The organism is Cohnella terricola (assembly GCF_007786475.1).
In the GTDB taxonomy this organism is placed as follows: Bacteria; Bacillota; Bacilli; order Paenibacillales; family Paenibacillaceae; genus Cohnella; species Cohnella terricola.
In genome coordinates, this window is the sequence record NZ_VNJJ01000010.1 from 43,136 (window position 1) to 68,354 (window position 25,219).

The 25,219-nt window shown below is 44.5% G+C and carries 23 protein-coding genes and 1 pseudogene; 17 read left to right on the forward strand and 7 right to left on the reverse strand.

Going from position 1 to position 25,219, the window contains the following annotated elements:
- Positions 1-173 precede the first annotated feature (173 nt).
- From FPZ45_RS17020 to FPZ45_RS17030, 3 genes are read right to left on the reverse strand one after another with little or no spacing between them, the layout of a single operon-like run.
- Positions 174-581 (reverse strand): hypothetical protein, encoded by a 408-nt coding sequence (locus FPZ45_RS17020; RefSeq protein WP_144704456.1) that lies wholly within the window; start codon positions 579-581, stop codon positions 174-176.
- Positions 582-911: a recombinase family protein gene (locus FPZ45_RS17025; RefSeq protein ID WP_144704459.1), complete on the reverse strand. Its 330-nt coding sequence runs from the start codon at positions 909-911 to the stop codon at positions 582-584.
- The gene (locus tag FPZ45_RS17030) at positions 901-1,140 is read right to left on the reverse strand and encodes a hypothetical protein (RefSeq protein ID WP_144704462.1); all 240 of its coding nucleotides are present in this window, start codon (positions 1,138-1,140) and stop codon (positions 901-903) included. The genes FPZ45_RS17025 and FPZ45_RS17030 overlap by 11 nt, the downstream gene beginning before the upstream one ends.
- Positions 1,141-1,355: 215 nt before the next feature.
- Here FPZ45_RS17030 and FPZ45_RS17035 point away from each other — a divergent pair, with 215 nt between their 5' ends.
- Genes FPZ45_RS17035 through FPZ45_RS17045 form a run of 3 tightly spaced genes read left to right on the forward strand, consistent with a single transcriptional unit; the run spans position 1,356 to position 3,278 of the window.
- Complete coding sequence (locus FPZ45_RS17035) at positions 1,356-1,874, forward strand: TOTE conflict system archaeo-eukaryotic primase domain-containing protein (RefSeq protein ID WP_144704465.1); 519 nt, start codon at positions 1,356-1,358, stop codon at positions 1,872-1,874.
- 4 nt (positions 1,875-1,878) lie between these two features.
- Positions 1,879-2,766, forward strand: coding sequence for a helix-turn-helix domain-containing protein (locus FPZ45_RS17040; protein WP_144704468.1), 888 nt, complete (start codon positions 1,879-1,881; stop codon positions 2,764-2,766).
- Positions 2,763-3,278, forward strand: a complete 516-nt coding sequence (locus FPZ45_RS17045) for a crossover junction endodeoxyribonuclease RuvC (RefSeq protein ID WP_144704470.1) — start codon at positions 2,763-2,765, stop codon at positions 3,276-3,278. The genes FPZ45_RS17040 and FPZ45_RS17045 overlap by 4 nt, the downstream gene beginning before the upstream one ends.
- 16 nt (positions 3,279-3,294) lie before the next feature.
- Here FPZ45_RS17045 and FPZ45_RS17050 read toward each other — a convergent pair whose 3' ends face one another.
- Positions 3,295-4,026 carry a LytR/AlgR family response regulator transcription factor gene (locus FPZ45_RS17050; RefSeq protein ID WP_144704473.1) on the reverse strand — a complete coding sequence of 244 codons (732 nt, stop codon included), beginning with the start codon at positions 4,024-4,026 and terminating at the stop codon, positions 3,295-3,297.
- Between the two features lie 257 nt (positions 4,027-4,283).
- On the reverse strand, positions 4,284-5,636 hold the full coding sequence (locus FPZ45_RS17055) for a PIN domain-containing protein (RefSeq protein WP_144704476.1): 1,353 nt from the start codon (positions 5,634-5,636) through the stop codon (positions 4,284-4,286).
- 532 nt (positions 5,637-6,168) lie between these two features.
- On the opposite strand from FPZ45_RS17055, the gene FPZ45_RS17060 reads away from it, so the two are divergent.
- The 7 genes and pseudogenes from FPZ45_RS17060 to FPZ45_RS25900 form a co-directional block, all read left to right on the forward strand.
- Complete coding sequence (locus FPZ45_RS17060) at positions 6,169-6,420, forward strand: DUF5348 domain-containing protein (protein WP_144704479.1); 252 nt, start codon at positions 6,169-6,171, stop codon at positions 6,418-6,420.
- A 20-nt stretch (positions 6,421-6,440) separates the two neighbouring features.
- Positions 6,441-7,223: a DNA-methyltransferase gene (locus FPZ45_RS17065; protein ID WP_144704481.1), complete on the forward strand. Its 783-nt coding sequence runs from the start codon at positions 6,441-6,443 to the stop codon at positions 7,221-7,223.
- 207 nt (positions 7,224-7,430) lie between these two features.
- Positions 7,431-7,601 (forward strand): hypothetical protein, encoded by a 171-nt coding sequence (locus FPZ45_RS25390; protein ID WP_186438442.1) that lies wholly within the window; start codon positions 7,431-7,433, stop codon positions 7,599-7,601.
- A 102-nt stretch (positions 7,602-7,703) separates the two neighbouring features.
- A complete protein-coding gene (locus FPZ45_RS17070; RefSeq protein ID WP_144704484.1) occupies positions 7,704-9,320 on the forward strand; it encodes a recombinase family protein in 1,617 nt (538 codons plus the stop codon).
- A gap of 138 nt (positions 9,321-9,458) precedes the next feature.
- On the forward strand, positions 9,459-11,387 hold the full coding sequence (locus FPZ45_RS17075; RefSeq protein WP_144704487.1) for a hypothetical protein: 1,929 nt from the start codon (positions 9,459-9,461) through the stop codon (positions 11,385-11,387).
- Between the two features lie 294 nt (positions 11,388-11,681).
- Entirely contained in the window at positions 11,682-12,056 is a 375-nt protein-coding gene (locus FPZ45_RS17085; RefSeq protein ID WP_144704493.1) for a retropepsin-like aspartic protease, read from the forward strand.
- Positions 12,057-12,127: 71 nt separating this feature from the next.
- A pseudogene (locus FPZ45_RS25900) lies at positions 12,128-12,226 on the forward strand (LuxR C-terminal-related transcriptional regulator); the annotation flags it as partial.
- 103 nt (positions 12,227-12,329) lie between these two features.
- Here FPZ45_RS25900 and FPZ45_RS25395 read toward each other — a convergent pair.
- Both FPZ45_RS25395 and FPZ45_RS25400 read right to left on the reverse strand, forming a co-directional pair.
- Positions 12,330-12,488, reverse strand: a complete 159-nt coding sequence (locus FPZ45_RS25395; protein ID WP_186438451.1) for a hypothetical protein — start codon at positions 12,486-12,488, stop codon at positions 12,330-12,332.
- A 23-nt stretch (positions 12,489-12,511) separates the two neighbouring features.
- Entirely contained in the window at positions 12,512-12,670 is a 159-nt protein-coding gene (locus FPZ45_RS25400) for a hypothetical protein (protein ID WP_186438443.1), read from the reverse strand.
- 239 nt (positions 12,671-12,909) lie between these two features.
- Here FPZ45_RS25400 and FPZ45_RS17095 point away from each other — a divergent pair, with 239 nt between their 5' ends.
- The 7 genes from FPZ45_RS17095 (at position 12,910) to FPZ45_RS17125 (ending at position 25,205) form a co-directional block, all read left to right on the forward strand.
- The gene (locus tag FPZ45_RS17095) at positions 12,910-15,801 is read left to right on the forward strand and encodes an RNA dependent RNA polymerase (RefSeq protein ID WP_186438444.1); all 2,892 of its coding nucleotides are present in this window, start codon (positions 12,910-12,912) and stop codon (positions 15,799-15,801) included.
- A gap of 770 nt (positions 15,802-16,571) precedes the next feature.
- Entirely contained in the window at positions 16,572-17,051 is a 480-nt protein-coding gene (locus FPZ45_RS17100) for a hypothetical protein (RefSeq protein WP_144704499.1), read from the forward strand.
- 13 nt (positions 17,052-17,064) lie between these two features.
- Entirely contained in the window at positions 17,065-17,790 is a 726-nt protein-coding gene (locus FPZ45_RS17105) for a hypothetical protein (RefSeq protein ID WP_144704502.1), read from the forward strand.
- A gap of 7 nt (positions 17,791-17,797) precedes the next feature.
- Positions 17,798-18,586: a hypothetical protein gene (locus FPZ45_RS17110; RefSeq protein WP_144704505.1), complete on the forward strand. Its 789-nt coding sequence runs from the start codon at positions 17,798-17,800 to the stop codon at positions 18,584-18,586.
- 137 nt (positions 18,587-18,723) lie between these two features.
- Positions 18,724-19,188, forward strand: a complete 465-nt coding sequence (locus FPZ45_RS17115; RefSeq protein ID WP_144704508.1) for a hypothetical protein — start codon at positions 18,724-18,726, stop codon at positions 19,186-19,188.
- A complete protein-coding gene (locus FPZ45_RS17120; protein WP_144704511.1) occupies positions 19,185-19,610 on the forward strand; it encodes a hypothetical protein in 426 nt (141 codons plus the stop codon). The genes FPZ45_RS17115 and FPZ45_RS17120 overlap by 4 nt, the downstream gene beginning before the upstream one ends.
- A gap of 24 nt (positions 19,611-19,634) precedes the next feature.
- Entirely contained in the window at positions 19,635-25,205 is a 5,571-nt protein-coding gene (locus FPZ45_RS17125) for a phage tail tape measure protein (protein ID WP_144704514.1), read from the forward strand.
- Positions 25,206-25,219 lie beyond the last annotated feature (14 nt).

Sequence of the window (25,219 nt, forward strand, 5' to 3'; positions counted from 1 at the left end):
TGATAGAGTTGATACATCTATCGTATACGATAGATAGTATGGCTGCACGGGGATATGCGCTATGGTGGGTTACCATACTTGATCAACCCTCAGACCAGATTCCTAACAGAAAATGGTCGGATGGATGGTTTTCCCACTGTCACAGGGTTCATACGAGTGAAATAACAGAAAAATCAGCGCCGATTCTCGGAAAAAACAGCCGATTCTCGGAAAAAAGTAATTTTGGCATGGGCAATTTCATCGAGCGTGTCACTGGAGAATGTTTCCGCTTCCGAACGTGTAAATTCTTCAAGCGTCGATTGGTTCGCATCATTGGCGTATTCGCGATTGATCGTGATGAAGCCATATACATATGCCCGATTAAGCTCGAAGGTTGAAGCAGACAAGGCTGCGCTCGATTTGCGCTCACACATCACAATATCCAAATACAAGAGCGCCGTAAATGCGAGCAGTCCAATAAGAAACGCTACGTTCAGCCATCCCCATAATAAAAATACGTTCAGAACAATCAGTACGAGGTTTGATGCAATTAGCAGATAGACCCTTTGCATGGTGAATTTTACAATTCCAAAGTAGGTCAATTATTCATTCCCCTTGTTGAGATTGATGAAGAGTAAGGATACGCCCCGCTGGTGGAGCAATTTCATGAGTTGCTCGGATTCCTCGCTATACAAATGAAGAATATGCGCTGAGTGCATCGCCAGAATATCTACCTTCACCTGTCCATTGATGATCTGTTCTAACTGTGGTCGTGAATCATTTGAACGTGCCACATCCTTGATGACGACAATCTCCTCGATGAGGATGTTGTAGTCTTTGCTAAATTGACGCAGTAAATAATGCTGATGAGCCAGCGTTCGCGGTGTCTCTCCTCGGATATAGAACCCGATAATGGGTGAACTATTCTCCATCGGTCGTAGAGCCTTTTTTGCTCATAAAATGCAAATGCTTGTTGTTACGCTCTGTTTCATGCTGCTGTTGGTAGCGCAGATGATATTTCGTTTCTTTTGTAGCCAGCTGTTCATTTTGCACAAGCTTAGGTTTGCGTGTATATTTATTTAGCCATTTGCTTGAAGCCCCAAGTGTGATCAGGAATATACCAATCCACATAACGAACTGTGGTGTAATGATAGTAGTCATAACAAAACCTCCTAATTATATCCAGAAATTCTATAGCCTCCAGTATAGCTGCTTCTTTCTCCCTTGCCAAGGATGTCTGTGTTCCGTTCAGAGAAGGAAAAAAGATAGAGATATGTCCAGAGGATTAAATTACTAAATAATGTAAAATCGAGATTTGACATCCGAAATCGCCCATATATAATCCTCATAACTCAAAAAGTTATGGAGGAATAAACATGCAACAAGAACAAATCGAAATCCAAATACAAAACCGCATGCACGAGCTTGTGGACAAAATAAATCAACTCATTATCGGCGAACGCAAACGATTCATCCAGCAATACGGCAAACATGAAAGTGTCGCTTACCGAACGGTTACGGACAAATCACTAACAGATTGGCGAGTCGAGCAACATCTAACTGGGAATATGACATTGGGTTGTTTTTATAAGGGGAGCCATAGTAAATTCCTCGTCTATGATATAGACAAGCAAGATCCCTCTATTCCGTTAGGGCTAATTCGTCTGCTCAAAGGCTATGGTTTTCAATCAGGCGATCTTCACCTTGAAGTTAGTGGAACTAAGGGTTGGCATCTTTGGATCTTTTTTAATTTTCCACTGCCCATAGATACGTTAGCTGCCTTCGGCAATTTTGTTCGTGAAGTGCTAGGCGCATCTGCCAAGAGTATTGAGCTTCGTCCTGAGGACCCGATGACCAGTCGGCGGCATCAAGCTTCCGTATGGAATTCACCGTAAAGTAATGCGCCGAACGGTCTTCGTTGGACATGAGCTGCAAGCACTCGATGACCCTATCGATTATTTTCTACGTATCCAGCCGATGGACAGCAACCACTTCATTCAGATATGGCAGACAATACAACCTGAATTTGAAGCGACTGCATGTGAGCATACGGAGATTGTAGCCAGACAGAAGATGATGTCCGAAACTCCTCAGGGGAGCTTGCTTGCAGGCTATGCGTTGGCGCAAAAGCTGATTCAATACGGTATGGACCTAGAGGAGATGACCGCGACACGCCGCAGACACTATTTTCAATTCTTCGTGATTCTCTATTACAAGCATCAAGGCTTCAATCAGGCTGAGACTGTGAAGAAGGTTATGGAGTGGGCTAGTCGTGAGAGAGCTTGCGGACGATCCAAAAGCTCGATAGAAGAAATTGAACAAGATGTCCAAGCAGATGTGAAATGTATTTTTGCAGAAAACAAGCATTTCGGTACGATGATCTGCGATGAAATTCTTGTCAGTCATGTGGACATAGCGTATGTCCAGAGCATCGCAGATGATACGACCAGAAAAGTCGTTTGGTGCATCATCATTCTTGGACGAATGTTCCATGTTCAAGGGAGGTTCTTCTTTTCCTTCAGGAAAATCGAGGAAATAACAGGCTGCAAAAAGAGTACGGTATATACCCGAGTCAGACAATTAATAGAGAATAGGTTCATCGAATTACAGAAGCAAGGAAGCTACTACAAGCAACAGGCAAACATCTATTATATGCGTCTGTTGGAACAATGGCAGCCCGACAAGACATTGCCCATCGAGGCGACTACGTTGCAAGAGATTTTTGAAAATACATATACGTTAATCGACACGATGCCACTCGCCGACGCAGAGGGGATGGCGCTATGAATGTTCTTTTCTGCGATCAGTCGCTTCTCAAATTTGGGTACAGCATCTACGATGCTTCGGCTTTACAATGCACGCTGATAACGGCGGGAGTACTGCAATTAGACGATAAATCAGCAGTCATGAATCGCTTGTTTGTGATTGAAAACTGGCTCAACGATATAATCGCCAAATATAATATTCAGCACGTTGTGGTTGAAGAAATTCAGATGCAGCGCAATGTGAGGACTTACCGCAAGCTGTGCATGCTCTTCTACGTCTTAGAGAGCGTCTGCTGGCGCAAAGGCATTTCATTTGAAAGCATACATGTAACAACGTGGCGCACGCATGGCATTAAGACGATGCTGAACCTGCCCGATGGCAAGAAAATGACGCTATACAATTATTTTTATACCCAGTTCAAGCATGACCAATCCTTTGATCACAATGTCAGCGACGCTTTGGGTTTGGGACTGTATTGGAGCCGTATAACGTATCCGAACGCGGATATCGGTTGGGATAACAATAAGGCTTAGAAAGCAGAATCACTCTCTAAGCCTGTTTATTATTATGGATTTGGAACCGATGCATGAAGGCATGACGTTTTTCTTCGGCAATGATGGCGGCTTTATCGCTGTTCTTGAAGCAGATTGCTTGATCGGATACGCGATTGATTTTATTCAGATTCACCAAGCATGAACGATGCGTCAGAAAAAAATCGTTGTATACCAGATATTGCTCGTAGAGCTTAATGGATATTTTCGTTTCATAGCAATCGCTTAACGTATGCACATAGGCAGTTCGGTTCACGGATTCAATGAAGAGAATTTCGTCAGGCATGAAATGCATGATTCGGTCTGATATGACTGGAACGTATAGCCCGCCATAGGATAAGAATTGTTGATAAGCCATAGCCTGCTTCAACTTGATTAAGCATGCCTTTAATCGCTCGAATGTAAAAGGCTTCGGGATGGTATCACAAATATTCAGATTGGCAGTCGTACACGCTTCAAGCGGCTTGCTCGTCATCAGCGCTGTCGGAACAGGAGCGCCGTTCAATCTCAATAAATGGCATGCTTCCAGTGCCGATATATCTTCCTGCAGATCAGCGTCAAGCAGTACGGCATGAATGTCAGGATTGCTTTGCATGACTTGCATATATACAGTAAGGGTAGAGGTAAATTCGATCTCGAAGTTTCCAAGAGAAGAGCAGAGCGTTCTAATGATGCTGTTATCACTCTTCGGTTCTTTGACAAACAATATTTTCAACGGTTTTTCTTGCATGATCTTCCCCTTGATAACGCCGATTTGTTCAAAATAATCCTCTCCTTGTGATAGACAGAGCTACATGTTTTTAACACGGAAAGCGAATTCGTCCAAACGTGAGCCGTATAGTTCAATTCTATCGCACGGCATGGATCTGGTGGTGGGGAATAGGTTGTAACAATGGGGATTCTGTCCGACCTATTTGGCATTCGTTATGACGAAATAAAAAGGCACGACAGATTTTACTGTCATGCCCTTGAATAGGATTTGGATGTTTAGTTTGCTGTAAGACCGTAAGAAATGATTTCGCCAATATCTCGCTTTACGGAATTAACTTTTGTGTATTGGCTAAACAAGTGACTCCCCACATCCGAAGCATCAATCGCGATAATTTCTTGAAGTTTAGTATCATTGGCATTTAAGTAGTAATCAAGGCAAAGTAATCCGAAACGAACATCACCCTGTCCGATATAGAACGTTCCTTGGACTTGATGATCTGTCAAAGAATCCATTCGAACATTTGGATAATGCTTCGACATCAGGGTTGTTAGTAATTCTCGAAGCTGTTGAGTACCGTCTGCTCTTTCTTTATCAGGTAACGCAATAAGCTCAGCAATAAGCTTGTCACTAGACTGAGTTGCTTTTTCAAATTCTGATTGATATTCAGAGAAATATATGCTTTCGGGATTTCGTGTAGCTACATCCAAGGCGGCGTTAGGGGCATCCTTAGCAATGCCCACTTTGGACTCTGTCGGATTAGAAAATGCTGACGATACCTCGTTATTGGCTTTAATGAATGATACCAACTGAGAGCCAAACAGGAGTAAGAGAATTGTAATAACAAGTCCACCGCCCCATATAACTTTCCGTTGTGCATCGGGCTTTGTTCGGTCAGGCGCTGATGTCTCCAGTACCGTTAACCCAGCGTTACGAGCGGTTATTTTCGCCCCGTTATCATGAGAAATGAAGCAAATCGCCGAAGGATTAGCCGCCGAGACATTCAGGTAAGACGCAATGATACGGTCATCCTTTGTATCTGCCAAGTTGTATCTGGTCAGTGTTTTATAATCAACGCCAGGCACGATCTGTACGTGATGATCGTTTATTTGCGCATCGCCGAGTGCTTTGAATGCGCGTCTGGCATTTGCCGCAGTTTCTTTGTCTGCGTTATTCTTCAGTCCGTCTAATTCTTGCTGGACGTATCGGCTGACGAGAATGGTTTCATTCTTCAGCAGATAAAATATATCCGAAGACAGGTACATCAGAATGTTTGTGTCCAGACCAAAAGCTAGATTCTGTCCTTTTTTCGTTCGTAGAGCCTTATGAAGTTGTTCCGCGAGCTTCCACTGTTTGCTGTTTGTGCTAGTATTTAAGATTGATTTAGGGTTGAGTAGAACCTTGGAAAGAGCTTTTTTTGAACCGTACTGTTGGCGATAGGTGAAATACAATAACGCAGCTTTGGTGGCAGCGATTGCAAGACCTAACAGGAAGAAAAGCACGATGAGGGTTGGGATCATGGCGGCTTTCTTGTGTTGCGCTTCCTGAATTTCGGACAGCCCACTTGCCATAGCTGCTGTTTGCAACATAGTAAAACCTAGCATGGTGAAAAAGAAAATTTTGATTTTCAACTTGCTGCTCCTCTCAAAATGGCATAGACATCTCCTATTTTATAGGCTGCTACATGTTTTATGAGAAGAATTAGGTCAAAACGAGACGAAATTCGTCATGACGAAATTTGGAAAACTTATTGACAGGTATGAACCCAACTGATATTATCAATTCCAAGCTCAACTGAGCGAAAATTATAATCACATATGTAACACCCAAGGATACCGACATCTTCGGATGTGCGGAATCGGTCTTACTGAGTGGCAGTAGCCACACAGTAAGCGCTCATCTTTATGTTTTACTTCTAAATCGACGCCTACTAACAGGGAGAAGTCTATCCTGATTGTAGGAATCGAATAGAAGCAAAGATGAGAAACGATTCTCATACGGTAAAACCTTGGGTGTTTTTGGTTTATAGCCAGCCCCGAGGGAGTCCAATTATGGACTCCCTTTACTTGTACCTTGACAACTGGATAACCCTAAACCCCCCATGACAAAGCTGTCGCGGGAACGTGTTAGGGAAAACGAAGAAAAACACGATGGAGGACTGCCATGAAATCACCAAAAACGACGAAAGCTACTTTTATTTTGAAATACGACAATGGAATAGACCGCTGGGGATATCCGCTAGACAACGAAGACTGGTCGAAGGATTACTTTCATTGCGGCGACGTGTTCCTCCTGAAAATAGGCGAACAAATGCTGAAATGCCACATCGAGATGGATAACGACTGGTACATCATCAGCGGCAACCAACGATTTAGACTGCATCCCAGAGAACACTACGAAATTATCATTTTATAATTAACAAGGAGAAACCTACCATGAATAAACAATCACAAGGCATCAAACTTAATAGAATCTACCAAAGAGACTGTATTCAGGGGATGAAGATGCTACCCTCAGATAGCATTGATCTTATCATCGCCGATCCGCCATACAATATTGCGAGGGACGGCGCGAATGCGGATATGAAGCACTTGAGATTCAAGACGATTAACGAAGAATGGGACTATATCGAAGACTTTGAAGCGTTCAACCAAGCTTGGCTTGAACAGTGTTACAGGGTATTAAAGCCGAGAGGTTCAATCTTGTGCTACGGCACACACCATAATATTTTCCAAGTCGGTTATCTGATGTCGAAGATAGATTATCAGGTTCGCATCAAATATGAGTGGTTAAAAACAAATCCGCCGCCAAGCTTTCTGGGAACGAATCCGAGGTTCGCGACTGAATCAATTATTTGGGCAACGAAGCAGACAGGCGGTACGTACAACCGCGATTATGCTCACAAGATCAATGACGGTAAAAATATTACGAATGTGTTTACGACAAGCTTAACGCCGCCAAGGGAAAAGAAGTTTGGTAGATTTCCTTGTCAGAAGCCGCTTGAACTATCGGTTAAATTGATTAATCTCCATTCTCATCGCGACGAGGTTGTACTCGTACCCTTCTGTGGGAGCGGGACGGAATGCGTTGCCGCACAATTGACGGGAAGATCATTTGTAACCTTTGAGCGTGAGCCTGCATACATAGAGCTTGCCAATATCCGTTTGGACAATACCGATGATTTGAAAGCAAAGCTGTCGTACCTGTTGGAAGATTAGGAAGTCTACGAACATCTTATAAATATCGAAAATTACTGTGATATCCGCAGTTCATATACATTGAAATTTATCGAATTTATCTGATCGAGCTATAATTCATAAACGCAAAAAAATGGAGAACCGACCGCTAAGTTTAGTGGAAGGTCATGGTACAAACTTGGAGTCACATAAAAATAAAAAAGGAAATATCGAGAGGAGAATGCCCTTATGTCCAGGGATTTAAATAAATCATTTCGTATTCACATTCAAGCAGGTCAAGGAAATTTGCCAGAACTTATCGATGATCTTGCAAGGCAAGTCGTTAAGAAGAACGTGGATGAATTCCAGGCCAACAACTACCGAGTAAAAAAAATCGCCGCTTTAGGACGTGCCATTTAGACGAGTTTATTGCCTAAAACAAATCCATACAATTCAGCGGTCCCTTTGGCAAGTATCTTATGCGCCAGAGGGATTTGCTTTTCTATAAGGGGAAATCAGAACATGACGAGAGCAGCTATTTACGTACGTGTCAGTACGATGAAAGATAGTCAGAAGGATAGTCCCGAGCATCAGGTTGCTGCCTGTAAACATTATGCAGAGGACATGGGCTGGGAAATAAGTGAGGACATCATATACGAAGACCGCGAATCAGGAACGAACATTATCGATAGGCAAGCGATTCAGCAACTCGTACGAGATGCACAGCGTGGTACATTCCAAGTTGTTATTTTTGCGGCTCTCTCGCGTTTTGCTCGCGATATTGGCGACTCCATCGAATTAAAGAGAACAATGGTCGATGCATTGAAAGTCAGGATCATTTCCATTGATGACCATTATGATTCAAATAGAGACGGTGAAATGTTGTTTTCCATCATTGCTAGCATAAATCAGTCCGTTAGTGAGCAAATCAGTCGCAGTTCTCGACGTGGCAAGAGGGAGTCAGCCCTCAAAGGGAATTTCACAGGGAGCCGCGCACCGTATGGATACATGAGAGAAGTCAGAAACGGTTTGAAAGTGTTAATTCCTGATGAATATCAGACCAATGTTGTGAATACCATTTTCCAGCTTTATACCGCTAATAAGATGGGTGAGAAGGCGATTGTCGCTTATTTGAATGATAAGGGTATCCCTTCTCCTAAGAACGGCGTATGGGGCGTTACAACGGTCCAACGTATGCTTCAGAACGAGGCATATATCGGAAAAAATCGTTCCTCGAAATACGAGACTAAAAAAGTGTATACAAACGTCAACGATCTGTCTGAACGAAAAAAAGTACAGGTGCAAAGACCGAAGAGCGAGTGGCGTTATGCAAACAAAGTCACTACACATCAAGGCATTATAGATGAGCAAACATTTCAACTGGCGCAGTCGCTACGTCTTGAACGCGGTGGAGGCGAACGAGGCGGAATCAAGCAGAAGATCAATATCTTCGCAGGAATCATGAAGTGTGCGCATTGTGGTTCAGCTATGGTCAGCATGAGATCCAAAAGTAAAAAAACAGATAAAGACGGAAGAGAATACCGTTATTTGATCTGTTCCAGAAGAAGAAGGCAAGGAGATGCAGGGTGCAACAATGATTTATCGCTTCCCTATTATCCGTTTCGTGATGAGCTAATGGACACATTGTCTGAGACACTTCACAGCATTACTTCGGCTGAACAGTTGTTAGAGAAACACAAAGGGCTAATCCAAATTAATCATTCGGACATGGAAAGTGAAATGCAAAAAATGCAAAAGCGAATTACCGATAACCGCAAATACCTGTTCGAACTGCGTCGTGAGAAAATGTCAGGGAATTTCCATGACGAGGAACAGTACAATCTGGAGAAGGGTATTTATGAAAATGAAATTATAAAATGTGAGAAACGACTGGCGGAATTGTCGGAGGAACGAAGAAAGAAAGCAGATTTGAACGAGCTATATGAGCAAGTGATGGAACTGCTGGATGAATTGTTGGACATGGATTTTGATTCGTTTGATGAGATGCAGTTTGTACTGAAGAAGTTGCTTTCCGACATAAAAGTAGATCGTTCTGGCGATATTCAGGTAATAACGACGTTTGGGTTGTCTTTGGAGGAATTAGCATGTGAAGACAAGACGGAGGTCTCTCATAAATAACAAGAACAAGCGATGCTTGAATAGGCATCGCTTGTTTTAATTGGAAATTAGGTTCGTCAGTTTCGAACAAATATAAGCGACAGATATGTTAAAATTATACTATGTGATTTCACAACTAGGGTTAAGAGGTGAATGCTCGTGTACATGTATGACTTAGAAAAGTTGGCGAAAAGAAAAGGGTTTGTAAATACAATTATTAATACATGCGAAAAAATGGGGCTGGATGAAGCGTTAGAATTAGTAAAAAAATCTGGCATCTGCATTGACTTTTTTGGTTCAGGAAAGCCGTCAAATTCAGAAAAATATCAACGAGTGATGGATTCATTATTAAGTCTTCACCCTAATGAAGAGAAAATAATACGATTTGAAAATGAAGTTGCTACAATTAATCAATTATATAAGGACTTTACCAACAACCAGTTAAGAGAAATTGAACAATTAATTGATGACGACATCCATATCAGTTCATTCCTTATAGCAATTGAGCTTTTTTTAGCAAATGATATTCATAAATTACAATATGGCTCAGCGCTGAACAACAATCGATCAGACGTATTTGAAAATGTAGCTGAATCATCAGGTCAGGTTCTTCAATACTTGATAAAACACAAGAACTTTCCATTAGAGAATCCAACTTTAAAAATAGATTTTGAAAATGTGAAGAATGCAGCAATGCATATTAGATGTTCGGATTACAGAGCTGTTCTTGATGTTTTAAGAGAACTATGGAGTTACTTTGAATTAGACATTCACATTGATGAATTTATTACTGCTACATCCAAAGGCGATCGCACGTTAGGTAAGACTATATCCCATATGAAGTTTCTTGATGTACGTAACGCGAAACAAACAAGATATGCCCACCAACAATTAATTTTATATGGGAAATATTCAACTATTTCAAAAACTAGAAAACTAGCACCACATGACTTTATTTCATACAATGAAAGAATGACTTGTGAGTTTGTTGAAGAGTACTTTTCAACAAATAATTTGGATATCAAATTCCTTGATATTACAATAGCTGAGTATATCAGAGCATATTGTATCATTGTTAATGAATGCGAAACATTCATTAAGAAACGCAAACTTAAATCAAAGTACAGCAGTATTTCGTTGCAAGATGTTTGTATTGTAAAAACTAAGAGAAAGTGGATTTACTTATTTATCGAGTGGGGGCTTAAACAAACAAGTGCTGAAAAAATATTTGATTTATTGGTTTTTGGAGATAAATCAGCCGATCTTCTTGATTGTCCATTGTTAAAAGTAGGAGATGAATACATAGTGATTCCTTCTATATCAGGAGTCACAGACCCTTCTCGTGCTTTATTGTCTAATCTTAAAAGTAAAGAAGTGGACGTTAAAATTAAAGGAACCCTATTTGAGGATCAAATTAGAACATTATTAACGAGTGTTGGCTTGAAAAATATTCATCTTGATAAGCCTGATTATGAATGCGATGTAGTTTTTGCTCTTGATAATGATTTGTTTTTCACGCAAGTTAAACATTTGAATGACCCTACATCGTATAGAGATTATATGAGGAATTTAGATGAAATCCATAGTGGAGCTATGCAATTAGATAGGGTAGTCGATTATTATTCACAAGAAGAATATCTACTAGAAATAAGGAGAAAACTTGGAATAGCCCAAATCAATAATATTTATAAAATGGTTGTGACCAATACAGCTCAAGGAGAAAATTTAAATATAGATGATATTTTTGTAATTGATGATATTGGTTTCTCAGGATTTTTTTTAAGAAGACCGCCTCAAAGGCATGAACTTCAAAAGAATATAATAGTTTCTAGAACGTTGTTTGAGAAGCATTACGTAGGAGAAATTAGTTCAGGTCAGTTTATTGACTTTATAAAGAATAATCCTTTTATTGAACATTACAAGAAAAGAATTGAACATCGGACTTTTGACTACACAGAGCAAATTGGACTAAAATTGATGGACTTCGGGGTAAATATTAATACTGTAGTAAATGTAGATAAATTGTCTCCAAAAGAACAATATGAATTGAACCAAGCTTTCGAATCAAGTGAAGTAGAGACTGAATAGTGATAGAATAATCATAGAAGTTTCCAAATCTAACAGGAGGGGATATACGATGCAATGGCAGCAAGTCAGAGAACAGTTTCCCAACCAATTCGTTCTGCTTTCCATCCTTGACTTTCGTGAGGAAGACGATAAGAAAATTGTTACGGATGTAGCACCTATTCGAGCGGTTGCTCAGAAGGATGCAAATAGGGAATTTTTCAATGCGAAAGCTGGATGTCTCGTCTATCATACCTCGAACGAAGAATGTATCATACACCTTCGTAGAGACCCTCTGATGAGAGTGAGACGGGGATCATGAAGATTACGTATGATGGACAACTTCTGACAGCTTCGCTTACGGTTTGTTATCGTGGACAAAGGTTACAACTGACAGACATTATTATTGATACTGGTTCTTCGCACACGATTTTCAGCCCTGATGTGTTGGAAGAAATCGGAGTGACGTATGAGAATGGCGATGAGGTCTACGAAGCGTATGGAATTGGTGGGACAGTGCCGTTCTATACGAAAGTGTTGGACGAAATTGTGATTGACCAGCTGCAAATTCAGAGTATTGAAGTTGATGTCGGCATGCTTCCTAAGTCGCATAAGGGTTTGCTCGGATTAGATATCTTGAAGAGATATGGTTTCATCGTGGATTTGAATAAACTTGAACTGACTGCTACCTAAACTGCCGAATAGCCACTGACACATTAAATGTGATTCCTCGAATTCCATTCTCTAACCCGTATTTTGGGTGTGTTTCAAAACACATCTCCAATGTGATGCAAAAGCTGAATGTCAAAGGTCGTTCGCAAGCGGTTGTCGAGCTTATTAAGCTCGGGGAGCTAAAGATTTAAAGCAGCAGGTGCACCTTATATTGACGCTGATCGATCGGCGCCGGCCTTCTTTTACGTTCCCCGGGGGACGAGAAGAAGGCCTTTTGATTTTAAAAACCGGCGACTACTCGTCCGGCGTTCGGTCTAAGTAAAGATGCGTCACCTCGGTGGAATCCCCGGTTTTCTTTTCTTCGTCCGTCGCTTCCTGTTCAAGCGAATTGTGCGTATCGACGCCGGGCGCGATCGTTGGTTCTCGATTTTCCCGATTATGATCTGCTGACAATCGAATCATCTCCTTCGCATCGCTTATTCCCGACAGATCGATCGATAACCTTCGTTCTGTTCAAGTTCTTCCACAATCTCATCTTTGTAACTATCGTGATCGTCATTCGCCGCAGTATGCGCTTCGTCGGTTCGGTACTGGGGGACGATCGGGGGATCGAGAAATTGATTGTTTTCGGTCACTGGTCCATCTCCTTCGACTCGGATTTTTTCCGCTTAATGTTCGCGCCGTGCCTGAGTTTTATTCGACGAAGCGTTAAAATGCATCCAAACTGTCGTTCCGGACGGGGAGCGAAGGAGAAGGCTTTTTGTCGTGATCGAAAATTGTCGTTCGAATGCCACCTATTGGAGAGGGGAGGAATTCGCATGATGAAATTCGCCAAGCTATCCAATGCGCAAGTCTTGAAGAGGGGGAAGGGCGGATGAGTTTACCCGATACGAGTCTGACCTATGTGTTGAAAATCCGTTCGTCCCGCCTTCGCAAGGCCGGTTGGCATCTCGAAAACTATACACTCAAGGAAGCAAGAAGGAACGAGGAGCTGGTCGCAATTGCCGACAGCCAGACGCTGCGATTTATTCGTGAGATCAAGGGGATTCGCGAAGAAGATGCTCGCCTGCGCGCAAGTCGAGTCAGACAGGATATTCGTTCGCTGCAGAATGGGCCGGACAGCAGAAGGAATGGTGCCAAAATCGCAAAGCTGTACGAAAACCTCTATTCGGCCTTGTTCATGTCGGATTATTTGTCCGTCATTATGGACAGCGTAGCGGATTTCGATCGGGTTAATTCGGCCAGCGGCTTTCTCGTCAACGGCACGAAGTACAGACGGCTGCTCGCGACGCCGGGCGGCGTGAAAAAAAACACGGTCGTCTACGTGAGCGAGGATATATATCCGACGTTGGCAGCCAAACTTGAAAACGGGCGAAAGTCCGACGTGCCGCTTGTTCCGGCTAAGTATGAAGCATATAAGGCACTGGCCTGCTCCGCGTCCAAACCCGTACCCGGCCCTGCAGGTATTTTGGTCGTTAAAGACTGCCGAGTACCGATCGTCTCGGATGTCGTGCACATCTCGGAGGAAGGCCCGGAACCGACGATCCGAGAAATGAAGAACTTCGCAATGATGAACAATAATAGCGACGGATACGGACTAATTTCACCGGAACTGAGTCGAAGATGGGCCGATGCATTGGGCCTAGATTATATGCCGGGCGGGTTTTGCATCCGAAACGCTTTTACGAAGGGGATGTTGTACACTTTCGACTACCGCGCCTGGAGTCGGGAAGTCGCCAGATCGGACGAAGTCGTCGATGTCTGGGGAACCAGAAGGTCCGCGGCCGCAAGCGAGCTTGTACTGACGGAATCGATGCTGAAGCTATGGCATTGTTACGATAGCATGGAACATTTTCTCGGAAGTTGCGAGCGCGAAGGATATACGTTCAGCGTGACGAAAACGGCGCCGAATCAACTCGATAACGAGCGGGATCTCAATTATCAATTTATCCAGTCGCTCGATCTGACGGACGGGGATATTGACGAATTGATCGCGCCGACGATGACGGAAATCAAAGAGGCGCTCGGAGGGGATTATCGAAAAACGCTGCTTTTTCTTAAAGGAATGAGAATGGACGAATCGTCCTACGAGAAAAGCGACTTCGATTTCGCCAAGGCGTTGATGATCGATAAAGATATGGTCCGGGATCCTTACGTGCGCCATCATGTTCATAAATTAATAGCCAAACGTATCCAGGGAGCGAAAATGGGGGAAATCCGCGTGAAGGGGAATTACTCATTAATTTCCGGAGACCCGTACGCTTTATGTCAGAGCATGTTCGGGTTGAAGGTCACGGGATTGCTCGCCGCCGGACAATTTTACCAGCGGTATTGGAGCGATCGCGGCATTTCGCAAGTGGCTGCTTTCAGGGCGCCGATGACTTGCCATTCGAACATTCGGGTATTCGAATTGGCGGATACGCCCGTGATGCGGGACTGGTACAAGCATATGGGCACCGTGACGATCTTTAACGCCCACGATACGACGGCGCAAGCGATGAACGGCGCGGACATGGACGGCGATGCGGTATTCACGACGAATAATCCGGCGATTCTGAGGAATGTTCGGCGGCTGGACGCCATCGTGTGCGAGCAGAAGAGCGCACCAAAGAAGACGATCGCGGAGGCGGATTTGATCCGGGCCAACAAGCTGAGCTTCGGGGATCGGATCGGCAGCATTACGAATCGGATTACGGCGATGTACGATGTGCTCGCCAAGTTCAGTTCGGATAGCGAGGAATACAGGACGATGGCGTACCGCATTCTATGCGGCCAGAATTATCAGCAGAACGCGATCGACCGGACGAAGGGAATCGAAAGCCGTCCGATGCCAAAGGGTTGGTACGACTATCGGGCGAACCTCCCCGAAGAGGGCGATAACGAGGAGGCGGCGGAGACCAAGAAGCACAACCGGATACTGGTCGCGGAAAAAAAGCCTTATTTTATGATCTATCGTTATCCCGAGTTGAAGAAAGATTACGATAATTTTATCGGTGGCGGGAACGCAAACTGCCGGAATCGGTTCGGATGCACCGTAGAACAGTTGACAGCCAAGAACGAGCGCACGGAAGACGAGGAAGATTTCTTGCGCCATTACCGGATGAAAATGCCCGTATCGATGGAAAGTTCGGTCATGAACCGGCTTTGCCGGAAAGTCGAAGAGGTGATGGCCGACGTCAAGGATATGCCCGTGCATCTTAAAGGATACGATTATTCGCGTTTGAAGTCAGGTGTCGGCTACCGTCCTGTCAAGTACAAGCAGATGGCCGATGTTCTTGCCCTGTATCAGGCGGAAATGAAGGACTACATGGCTCTAAAAAGCGCGGGAATGCTCCCCGGGGACGAGGACGACCGTACGGAGAGCGCGCGACGGACGTTTCTGGAAGAAGCTTATCGAATATGCGGCGATGCGAACGAGCTTTGCGATATTGTCGTCGATCTGTGCTACAAGACCAACCGATCGAAACAATTCGCCTGGGACGTTGCCGGCGAGACGATCATCGGAAATCTGTTGAAAGCAAACGATTACCGGGTTTCTTATCCGATATTGGACCCCGAAGGAGACATTGTCTATCGGGGGGAGCATTTTGCTATGCATACTTACCACGTTAAAGGAGCGGATTCGGATGAATTTGGTGACGAACGAGAAGAAGGTTCTGGAGCAGGCATTGGAGACGCAGCAACTCGGGAAGAAACCGACCGCGACGATTCGCGTGTTGATGAAGCATTATTTTGCGCAAGGGTTGAGCAAAGAGGAAGTTCGTGATCGGATTGAAGGCTACATGGGCCGGATGTCCGGCTACCAGCCTTCCAGATGGGACAAGACGCTGACCTCGATGGTTCGAACGATCGCCGGTCAGAGCCATGAATTGTATTGCGTCGAACAGGTGGATATCGTTCAGCCCGAGTTGGAGAAAATCGCCGCTTTGAACGACCGCCATCTGGAGAAGCTCGCATTCGTCCTGCTCGTCTACGCTAAATCCAAAAACAAAATGAATCCGAACAACAACGGCTGGGTAAGTCAGAAGACGAAAGTTCTATTGAAAGAAGCGGGAGTTTCCCGGTTGAAAAACAAAGAACTTCTGATCTACGAGTTGACGAGAAAAGGCTATATCACTCCTTCGCGCGTCGTAGACCGAGAGGACGTGCAAGTGAATTTCGCGGTTGAGATCGGCGAGGCGGGCATTGCGATCCGCGATTTCCGGGACATCGTCCACTATTATTCAAGGTGGAAGGAAGGGGGCGCACGCTATACGCATTGCTCCGACTGCGGGCTCTTGTTCCGGAGAGCGTCCAACAATGCCAAATATTGCGCGGGCTGCAAAAAGGAGAGGGAGTTGGCTTGGAAACGAGAGAATATGAGAAAGCGGAGGCTGGCCTTTGTGGAGTAGTCGAGAATGTCGAAACACGTTGTCCCTGTAGGGCTGACAGGATTCGAGGCCAAATTCCTAATATGAAACTGATACTCGGGAACGAAGCGAGACTCCCCCTCTCGCCGAAGTTTCCCGGGAAGGTTCAGAGATGTGAAGGAGGTGAATGGATATAGCCAGGTTAGAAGAGATTATCGGTTACAAGAAACGCATCATTGAACTGATCTTGTCCGATCCCGACTTGTGCAAAGCGCTTTATTACGGCGAAAACGATTTTCTGGATCAGCCTGAACTATCAGATTCCGCAGCGATGCTGTATAACAAAGTCTTTCCTTATCCGTTCGTTCCGGGGACGGAAACGAGCCCGGGGCTTTTCCTGACCGTCTCGGCGGGGGATTTCGCCAAAGTGAACGAAATCTACAAATCGGGTGTCATGATCGTACGTCTGTTCGCCCATCAGGATTCGCAAGAGACCGCATATGGGGTTACGCGAACGGATTACGCGATGAGCAAAGTCGACGGCCTTCTACGTCAGGCCAAGGGCTTCGGACTCGGCGGCTTGAAATTTCGCGAATTGAATCCGCTCGCGGTGAACGAAAAATACCAAGGGGTTAATCTACAATACCAATGCGTAGATTTCGGCTAAGCGGATGAACGGGATGAACGATGAGATCGAGTTGAAATTGTTGGCCAATCTTCCGATCAGGATCGGGAAGGGATTGAATTTCGTCGCACCGACATTGAAGCAGCTCATAAGCATTGGAGATGGCCAATACGACAGGATGATCTCGACGCTGTTGATCAACAAAGACGCTTCCCCGGACATGTCCGAGAGCGGATTGACGAGCTTCCAGATTTTTTACTTGAATTGCGATGCGAACCCAGCATTCTGGGAACTTGCCAGAACGGGCTTATCGACGCTTCTTAACCAAGAGCCTCATTTGGGCGAGAGCCAAGATGAGGTATTTATTTGGCTCGGCGACGATCCGGATTGCAGACTCGACAATCGCAATTTCGAGGTTTTTCAGAGTCTGATTCTGATTTCTCATCATGTCAGCTTCGCGAAGGAAGAGTACAAGCCTGCCAATGCGAAAGCAAAAGCGTTAATCGACAAGCTTCAGGAAGGCAAAGACGAGATTCTCCGTAAGAAAGAACAAATTTACAGCCTCGCAAGCAAGATATCCGGGATCGCCTGGAAGTCGAATTCGGTAAACATTTTTAACGTGTTCGACATGACGATCTTCCAATTCCACGATGCTCTGAATCGGCTTGAACAAGTCGACCACTATCTGTTCACGATGCAAGGCATCTATGCCGGCAATGTGGACGGCAAAAAAATCAACCTAAACCATCTGCATTGGAGCAGAAAAATCAAAGGAGTTTGATGAACCTATGACAACACCTAACCGTTGGGCGATCCGCGACGCGGGTATCGCGACATTCTACAGCTTGGCGACCGGCAAACCGGTCACGACGCTCAGAACTTTGAAAACGAGCGGTCTCGAAACGACCGGCGAAACCGTCTACTCTCGCGGCGGCCGGGGCAATCCGAAACTCCTCGGTTTCTCCAGCAACCGGGAAGCCAAGCTGACGCTTCAAGATGCGGTATTCGACAATAAAGCGCTGGCGATGTTGACCGGCAACAACCTTGTGGAGGGGGCTTCGGACGTCGTCTTTATCGACACGTTGACCGTGAACGCAAATGCGACCGCGCTGTCTAAAACCCCCGTTGGCAGCCTGATCGGCGTATACAAATTGAACGCAGACGGTACGCTGGGCGATGAAGTGAAGTTTGCCGCAGGTACCGTCGCTACGGGAGAATATAAGATCTCCGGTAAGAACCTGACCTTCTTCAGCGGCGACTTCGCGGACGGCCAGAAGATTGCCGCTTACTATAGCGTTACGACCGACGCTACGGCCAAAACGTTGAAAGTCACCTCCGACGCCTTCGGCAAAACGTTCAAAGTCGTACTTGACTGCGTAGTGCGCGACGAGTACACGAAAGAAGACTATGCGGCTCAAATTACGATTCCGAGCGCCAAGTTCGAAGACACGTTTAACTTGGCTTTGGCAGCCGAAGGAGATCCTGCGGTTCTGGACATGACTATGGACGTGTTGAAGGATCCGCTAAGCAACGATATGTGGATGATGAAGATTTTCGACGAGGATCAAATTTCGTAATCTTGCAAGAAAAGGGAGAGGGTGACTATCCTTCTCCCTTTTTGTTTTCTGCAAGAATTCAAACATTCCGTTTGTTGGCTTGCAGAAAATTCATTTTCTATTAAACGTAAATTTAATCAAAGGAGATCGGTGTAAGAATGAAACCAAGAAAAAACAATCTTTCTGCTGCGGAAATCACTAAACAAGTTGATGTTAAGTACAAAAAAACGAAAAGAGTTCAATTCGAGGATGGGCATACGATCGATATAGAAATGTTATTCCGGCCGTCCAAGAAGGACGCTTTGATCGTTGAATTGATGGAATTGCTTCAGTCCTCGTACGAGAAAGAAAAAAAGGTAGATGCTGCAGTCGGCATCGGCCTTACGATTGCTCTCGTTGTCAAATGTTTTACCAGCCTTGAAACGGATGCCCAAAGTTGCGAAGAATTATTGAGTTTAATTCGCACATTAAAGGATGGCGGATATTTGGATACCATTCTTGCTGCATTCGAACAGACGGAATTGGATTCGATATTCAATGACCTTAAAATCGCCATCGATAAAGTAAATCATGGCATCAAGTTAGCCATGCAAGAGTTCGAAACGGGAGAGGAATCTAAATGAAAATCAAATACGGAGAAGTACAATTCCTGGCCAAATGGCTGCTTCAGAATCTCTCCTTAGCTGGTAAAAGCAATCGAATGCGAATCCGGTTTGTTGAAATTCTAGGCATAAAGGCGAATGAATTACGCAAGTATTATCTGCAGCTTCTTCAAGAGCATTGCTATTTAGATGATCAAGGCGTACCGAAAACGGTTACGGTCGAGAATGACCAAACCACTTACGACGTTATAGATCCAACTGCTTTCGAGCGGGATCTCAGAGAGCTCCTGGAAGAAACGTTTACGTTGGAACTGAACGATGAAAATAAGGAAATGCTGTTATCCATTCGACAATCCTTGATAGATTGTCCTACCCCTTGGAGCGGGGACCAAGCCCTGGAGCATGAAATGGTTGCCAAACTGTTCGATCAGATTAGAGATTAAGGTATAGGGCAAAGGGGTGATCGCATGATTCAAGACAAAAACTTGAATATTAAAATAAAGACCGATTTGAATATCGGCGAATCGTTAAAAAACGCGAACCGGGCTCTTAAAGAACTGGAAACTTCATCTTCATTGAAGAAGTTATCCGTACGCATCGGGTTTGCGAGTCAAGATATTTCGACGATGATGACGCAGATGAATAAATTAAATGCCACATTTAGAGAGTCGATCAGGGTGGCTAAGCTAGTCAAAGAAGCGAATGCTTCCGGCTTAACGGTTTCGTCGACTCTTCCCACAAATCAAAGCAAGTTGCAAAGCGAGGGAGTATTAAAAAGTTCACCGCAAGCATCCGATGCCGTAACAAGGGTTTCGGAGAAAGCTTCTTTTCTATCGGATCTCAGCCCTTCGTTGGCTAAAATGGGGACCGTATTTAAGAACGGAATCCCTTACATGCTTGAGTTAAACAAAGCATTACGGGATATTGCGTCCGTTTATCAAATAAGCGACGAACGCGCTTCCAAATACGGGGAAAAAATTCATAATCTAAGCAACGACATGGGGTTGGCGACGGAAGAGATCATGCAATTGGCATTGCATCTCGGAAGCTTGGGCGTTGGCGAATCGGAGCTTATGGAACGTTTGAGCACATCGGCTCAATTCGCCAAAAACGCAAATCTTGATTATTCCGCATCCGCAAATATCCTGGAATCCGTAGTTAACGCAATGGGAGTTACATCAGCAAGAGCGTCAGATGTGCTGACGTATTTGGGAGATTCCGCGAAATCAAGCGCTTCGCGAATTGGCGAAGCGATGCGGTCAATATCCGGAGAAGTCGGTGACGCTGGGCTTGAATTCGAGAAAGTCGCGAGTTGGATTGCAACGCTCTCTTCGGAAACGGAGCTTTCGAGCACGGCGATAGGCAGTTCGGTTAATGCCATGATTGAACGGTTTCAAGCGCTAACGAGCACGGGATTCGACGAGATGCGAAATACGAGCCTAGTTCAAGTTTCCGAGGCATTGCGGGAAGCGAATGTAGATCTGGTCGATTCCGAGGGCAAGTTTAGAAATTTCGGAACGATCATGGACGAATTGGGGAGCCGATGGGCGAGTTTAAGCGATTCGGTAAGAGAGTATGTAAGTGCTACGCTAGCCGGAGAAAGCCGAAGCGGCATGTTTGAGAGTCTGATGCAAAATTATAGTCAGTCCATCCAGCTATTCGAGGGATCATTAAACGCAAACGGCAGCGCGCAAGAGAAATTTGCATCCTATCTCAGCGGGACGGAGGCGAAGCTGAATCAACTGAGCAATGCATGGTCCGGCGTATGGCAGTCCGGGTTTAGTTCGGAATCTTTTAATGGTGTTATCGAAGTCATGATTGTTTTGACCAAAGCATTGGACAAGTTTGTTCAGTCCGCGGGAGTTCTTCCGGTCATCTTCGGGGCTATCGGATTCTCTAGCTCCGCTTTAAACGTTAACTTCAAAAATCTTGTCATCGGAGTCATGACACTAGGAAAAGGCTTAAAGGCACTAGGTGTTTCGGCGCGAATGGCTCAAGGAGCGATTCGCGGTTTTCTTGCATCGACTGTCGTCGGCGCTCTGTTCGTCGCACTGGGCTTCGTGTTGGAGAAGCTTATCGGACTGTTCTACAAGGCTAAAGATTCGCAAAACGAATACTTGTCAAGCCTATCTGAAACGATTAAGTCTACCGAGGATAGCATTACCAGAATCACGGAACTTAACAATCAATTAAAAACGTTCGTCGGAACGCAAGAAGAACTGGCGAGACTTAGAAGTCAAATGGCTGATGAAATGCCGCAAATCATCGATCATTACGATGCGGAAGGACAGGCCGTTTACAAAACCGCGCAAGAAATAAACGAATTAATCAAAAAAGAAAAGGAACTGAATTTACAAAGAAAAAAGGAATTGTATTCGGAAAGCTCGGATCAACTCAAAGATTCAGAGAAGCAGATTTCTTCGGGACGTAAAACGATAAAAAAAAAGCAGGATGAATTTGATTATTCATCCGCAAAGTATGAAGCTCTGTCTTTTGCCGAACGCTACGCAAACGAGAGTAATCTTGCAAATTCGGATCCCTTTTCAAAGGAATACGAAGATCATATTAATAAATTGAATGCCGAAATTCAGCGCATTTTTAAAGAAAAAGGGCAATACGTTTCTGAAAATTTTTTGTCGGTAGAGACCATTGGAACAGGGTTCTTAGGCGCGGCAACAAAAGCCAAGGCCGAGCTCGGGCAAGTCGAAAGCGAAATCAACAAAGCTAGAAGCAAAATCGATGAAGGCTTAAATGGATATGTATCGAAATTTCAGGATTATAACGAAATATTGGTCGAACAGTCCGGCCAAGCAGACCGAAACGTAAAGGTACTCCTCGATAATCTTGGAGCCGCATTCGTAGAAGCCGCCAGCGAGACGGGCGACAGTGCCCAAGAGATCTCGTATAAATACGAACAACTGGCAGAGCAAGTTAATAAACATATTCAAGAGAATCAAATCGACATTACGAAAATGATTGAGAGTGGAGATCGTCAGGGAATTATCCAAATCATTCAGGATATTAGCGGGGATGCGAAAATTGCTGAAGAGACGATCGCAAAATTCTCGAATCGTTTGATTAATACCCCCAAACCGTCCAAAGATGCAGGCTTCGCCTTATATAGTGCCGAATTGGGTGAATTCGATAAGCGAATGAACCAATCGTTATCATCGTTCAGCAAGTTATCATCGGCCTACCAGACGCTTCAAAATGGCGAAAATCTGTCTCTGGATACGATTCTGGACTTGATCGATCAGTATCCGAAGTTTGCGGAATATTTAAACGAAAATAATGGATTGATTACAGATAAAGGCGCTTTGCTTGAAGAGATCGCGAACTTCGAAAGGGAAGAAAGATTAGAGGAAGCGCAAAGACTTCTAGACAGCAATAAGGATACGCTGGATTCATTGGAAAACAAACGAAGAATGTACGAGCAGTTTTATACGGCAATGGCGGGTGCGCTTCCGTTAGAAATCGGAAAATCAATGTTTAGCGATTCAGATAGAGAGCAATATCAAGCTATGATCAAAGATCGGGAAAAGCTTGAAGCGCGAGTAAAAGCACTGTCCAAGCCAATAGTATTTACTAAATCTACTTCTAGGAGCGGAAATTCGGCTTCAACTGCGAAGTACGAACCCAACCTTAAACTCTCCAAGGCGCAGCTTGAGATCGATAAATATAATCGTGCTCTAGAAGACAACAGTAAGACCATTGACGAGGCGAAGGCAAAAGGAGAATCTTACGATCAGTTACTTCGTACGAGGCTGAAGCTTTACTCGCAACTGGCATCCGAGATCGGGAACCTCAAATCCGAGCAGCAACAAGAACAAAACAAGCTTAAAGAAATTCTATCCAAAACCGGGTTGATCGAGAAAAACGGAGAAGTTATCGCCAATGTCGAAGCCCGCCTCGTTGCTTTATCGAAGGCCGGCAATTCGGCACGTTTTGGTCATGCCGCCGATAAACTCGAAGAGTTCGTCAAGCGATATCTGGAACTCACGAATCAATTGGCCGACACCAACTCGCAGTTAAAGCAAGTGACGATGGATATCGCGGCCACGCTGCAATCCGGACTCGATCGGATCGCAGAGAACGCGAACAAGAAGAAAACTCATTACAACAATGCGATTTCATTGCTTGGAGAAATCAACACCGAAGAAGAAAAAAAGCAATTGGCCGAAAATACGGACGGTATCGTCAAAGCGTTAGCCATTCAGAGGGAAGACATTCTCAAGGAGTTCGCTAAGACAAAAAATAAAATCAGAAACAGCAAAAGCGATCAGGAGAAAGACGCGTATACGATTTACTTAGAAACCCTTAAAGCCGACCTTTCTAACTTAAACGTAGAAAGCGTACAGCAGGCGGAAGCATCGGGCAAGGCGCACGCGGAAGCGATCGTTTTCGGTTTCGATAAACAGCTGGACGATTTGAATTATTCCAAGTCTTTGCTCGGAAATATCGATACCGAGGACGAGAAACGGCAAGCGGCCAAAATCTCGGAAAATGTGAGAAACGTCCTGTTAAACGGGATCGATGAATATAATAGACAGATCGAGGAACTGGAAGGGGAGCTGTCTAAAAAGCTAACGAAAGAAAAAAGACACGAGTATCAGTCGAAACTCGAAGTCCTGCAAGGTTATGTAAAGGATTATAAGCTAAAGCTTGTGCAACTTGCGGATGAAGAACTAAGTTTGCGTAAGAGTCAAGCGGACGAAATCATCGGCAACTACAAGAAGATGCTTGAACAAAAGCGCGATCTTGAATTAAACGCGATCGATCGCCTCATGGAGGCCGAAGACGAGCGTCACAATAAACGGCTTAAAGACATTGACGAAGAGAGCAATGCCTTTAAGAAAGATATCGATACTCGCCTTAAGGCCATGGATCGGTTAAACGCATCCGAAGATTACCAGCGGGAAATTCAAAAACTCAGCGATGAACGCTCGACGATTCAAAACAAGTACAATACGCTTTTGAAGGACAATTCATTCGAGGCCAAGAAAAAACGAGCCGAGCTGGAACAACAATTAAACGCGATCGAAGAACAGATTGCCGACAAGCAGAGGGAACGTGCAAGAACGTCTTCTAAAGAAGCGCTGGAAGACTTATTGTCGGATCGCGAAGAGTTTTACGAAGAGCAACGAAATCAGGAAGATTCGAACTACAACAAGACGAAAAGCCAGCTTGAAAACGAGAAGAAACTTCGGGAAACGCATTGGAAAGCCGTCTTGGAAGACGAAAAGTCCTTTTATCAACTGAAACAGAAATTGATAAGCGATGATGCAAGTACGGTAACTGGCGCGTTAAGCGGGTTACGTGGCGAGTACGAAAGGTTCTTCTCCTATTTGCAATCCCAAGCAAGTCACTTAGGCGAGACTTTCGGTTCGATCAATAGCAATTTCCAAATGGATTTCGATCAACTGAAAAACAGTCCTCTCTCTAATAGTGGCGGAAATAGCGGAAATTCGGGAAGCGGCAACACCCAAGATACTGCAAGGGCCGCTGCATGGAATCAGTATTTGGAAAATAAAAAAAAAGCCGAAGCCTTACTGGAGGAAGTGAAAAAAGGCAAACTTACTGACAAAGACCGCGCGGAGAAGAACGCGGAAATTGAAAAACTTCAAGCGATAAATGCCAAGTATAGGGACGAGCCATACAGATTTCCCGAAGGGAACTACGCAAAGCTCGTCGATTATAAGTACTATCATCTAGGCGGCGAAGTAGGCAAAGAAGGAACAACTGTTCAAAAATGGTGGAAAAAAATCTTGAAATCCGACGAAGTTCCTTCGATTTTAAGGAAAGGCGAAGTGGTGTTGGATCAGCCGATCCGATTCATTCAAGATATGGCAAGCCGAATGATGGGCGGATTATCCAACGTTATGACGGCCAGGCCGATCATTTCCTCCGCGACTCCATCGGGAACGACCATCGAAAACTTAAACATGACTTTCACGGGAAGCCTGCCTAAAGACGGCAGGAGTTTTGCGGATGAATTCGTCGACGGCTTAAGCAGGAAAGGAATACGAATCGGGCAGTAAGAGAGGAGAAGAAT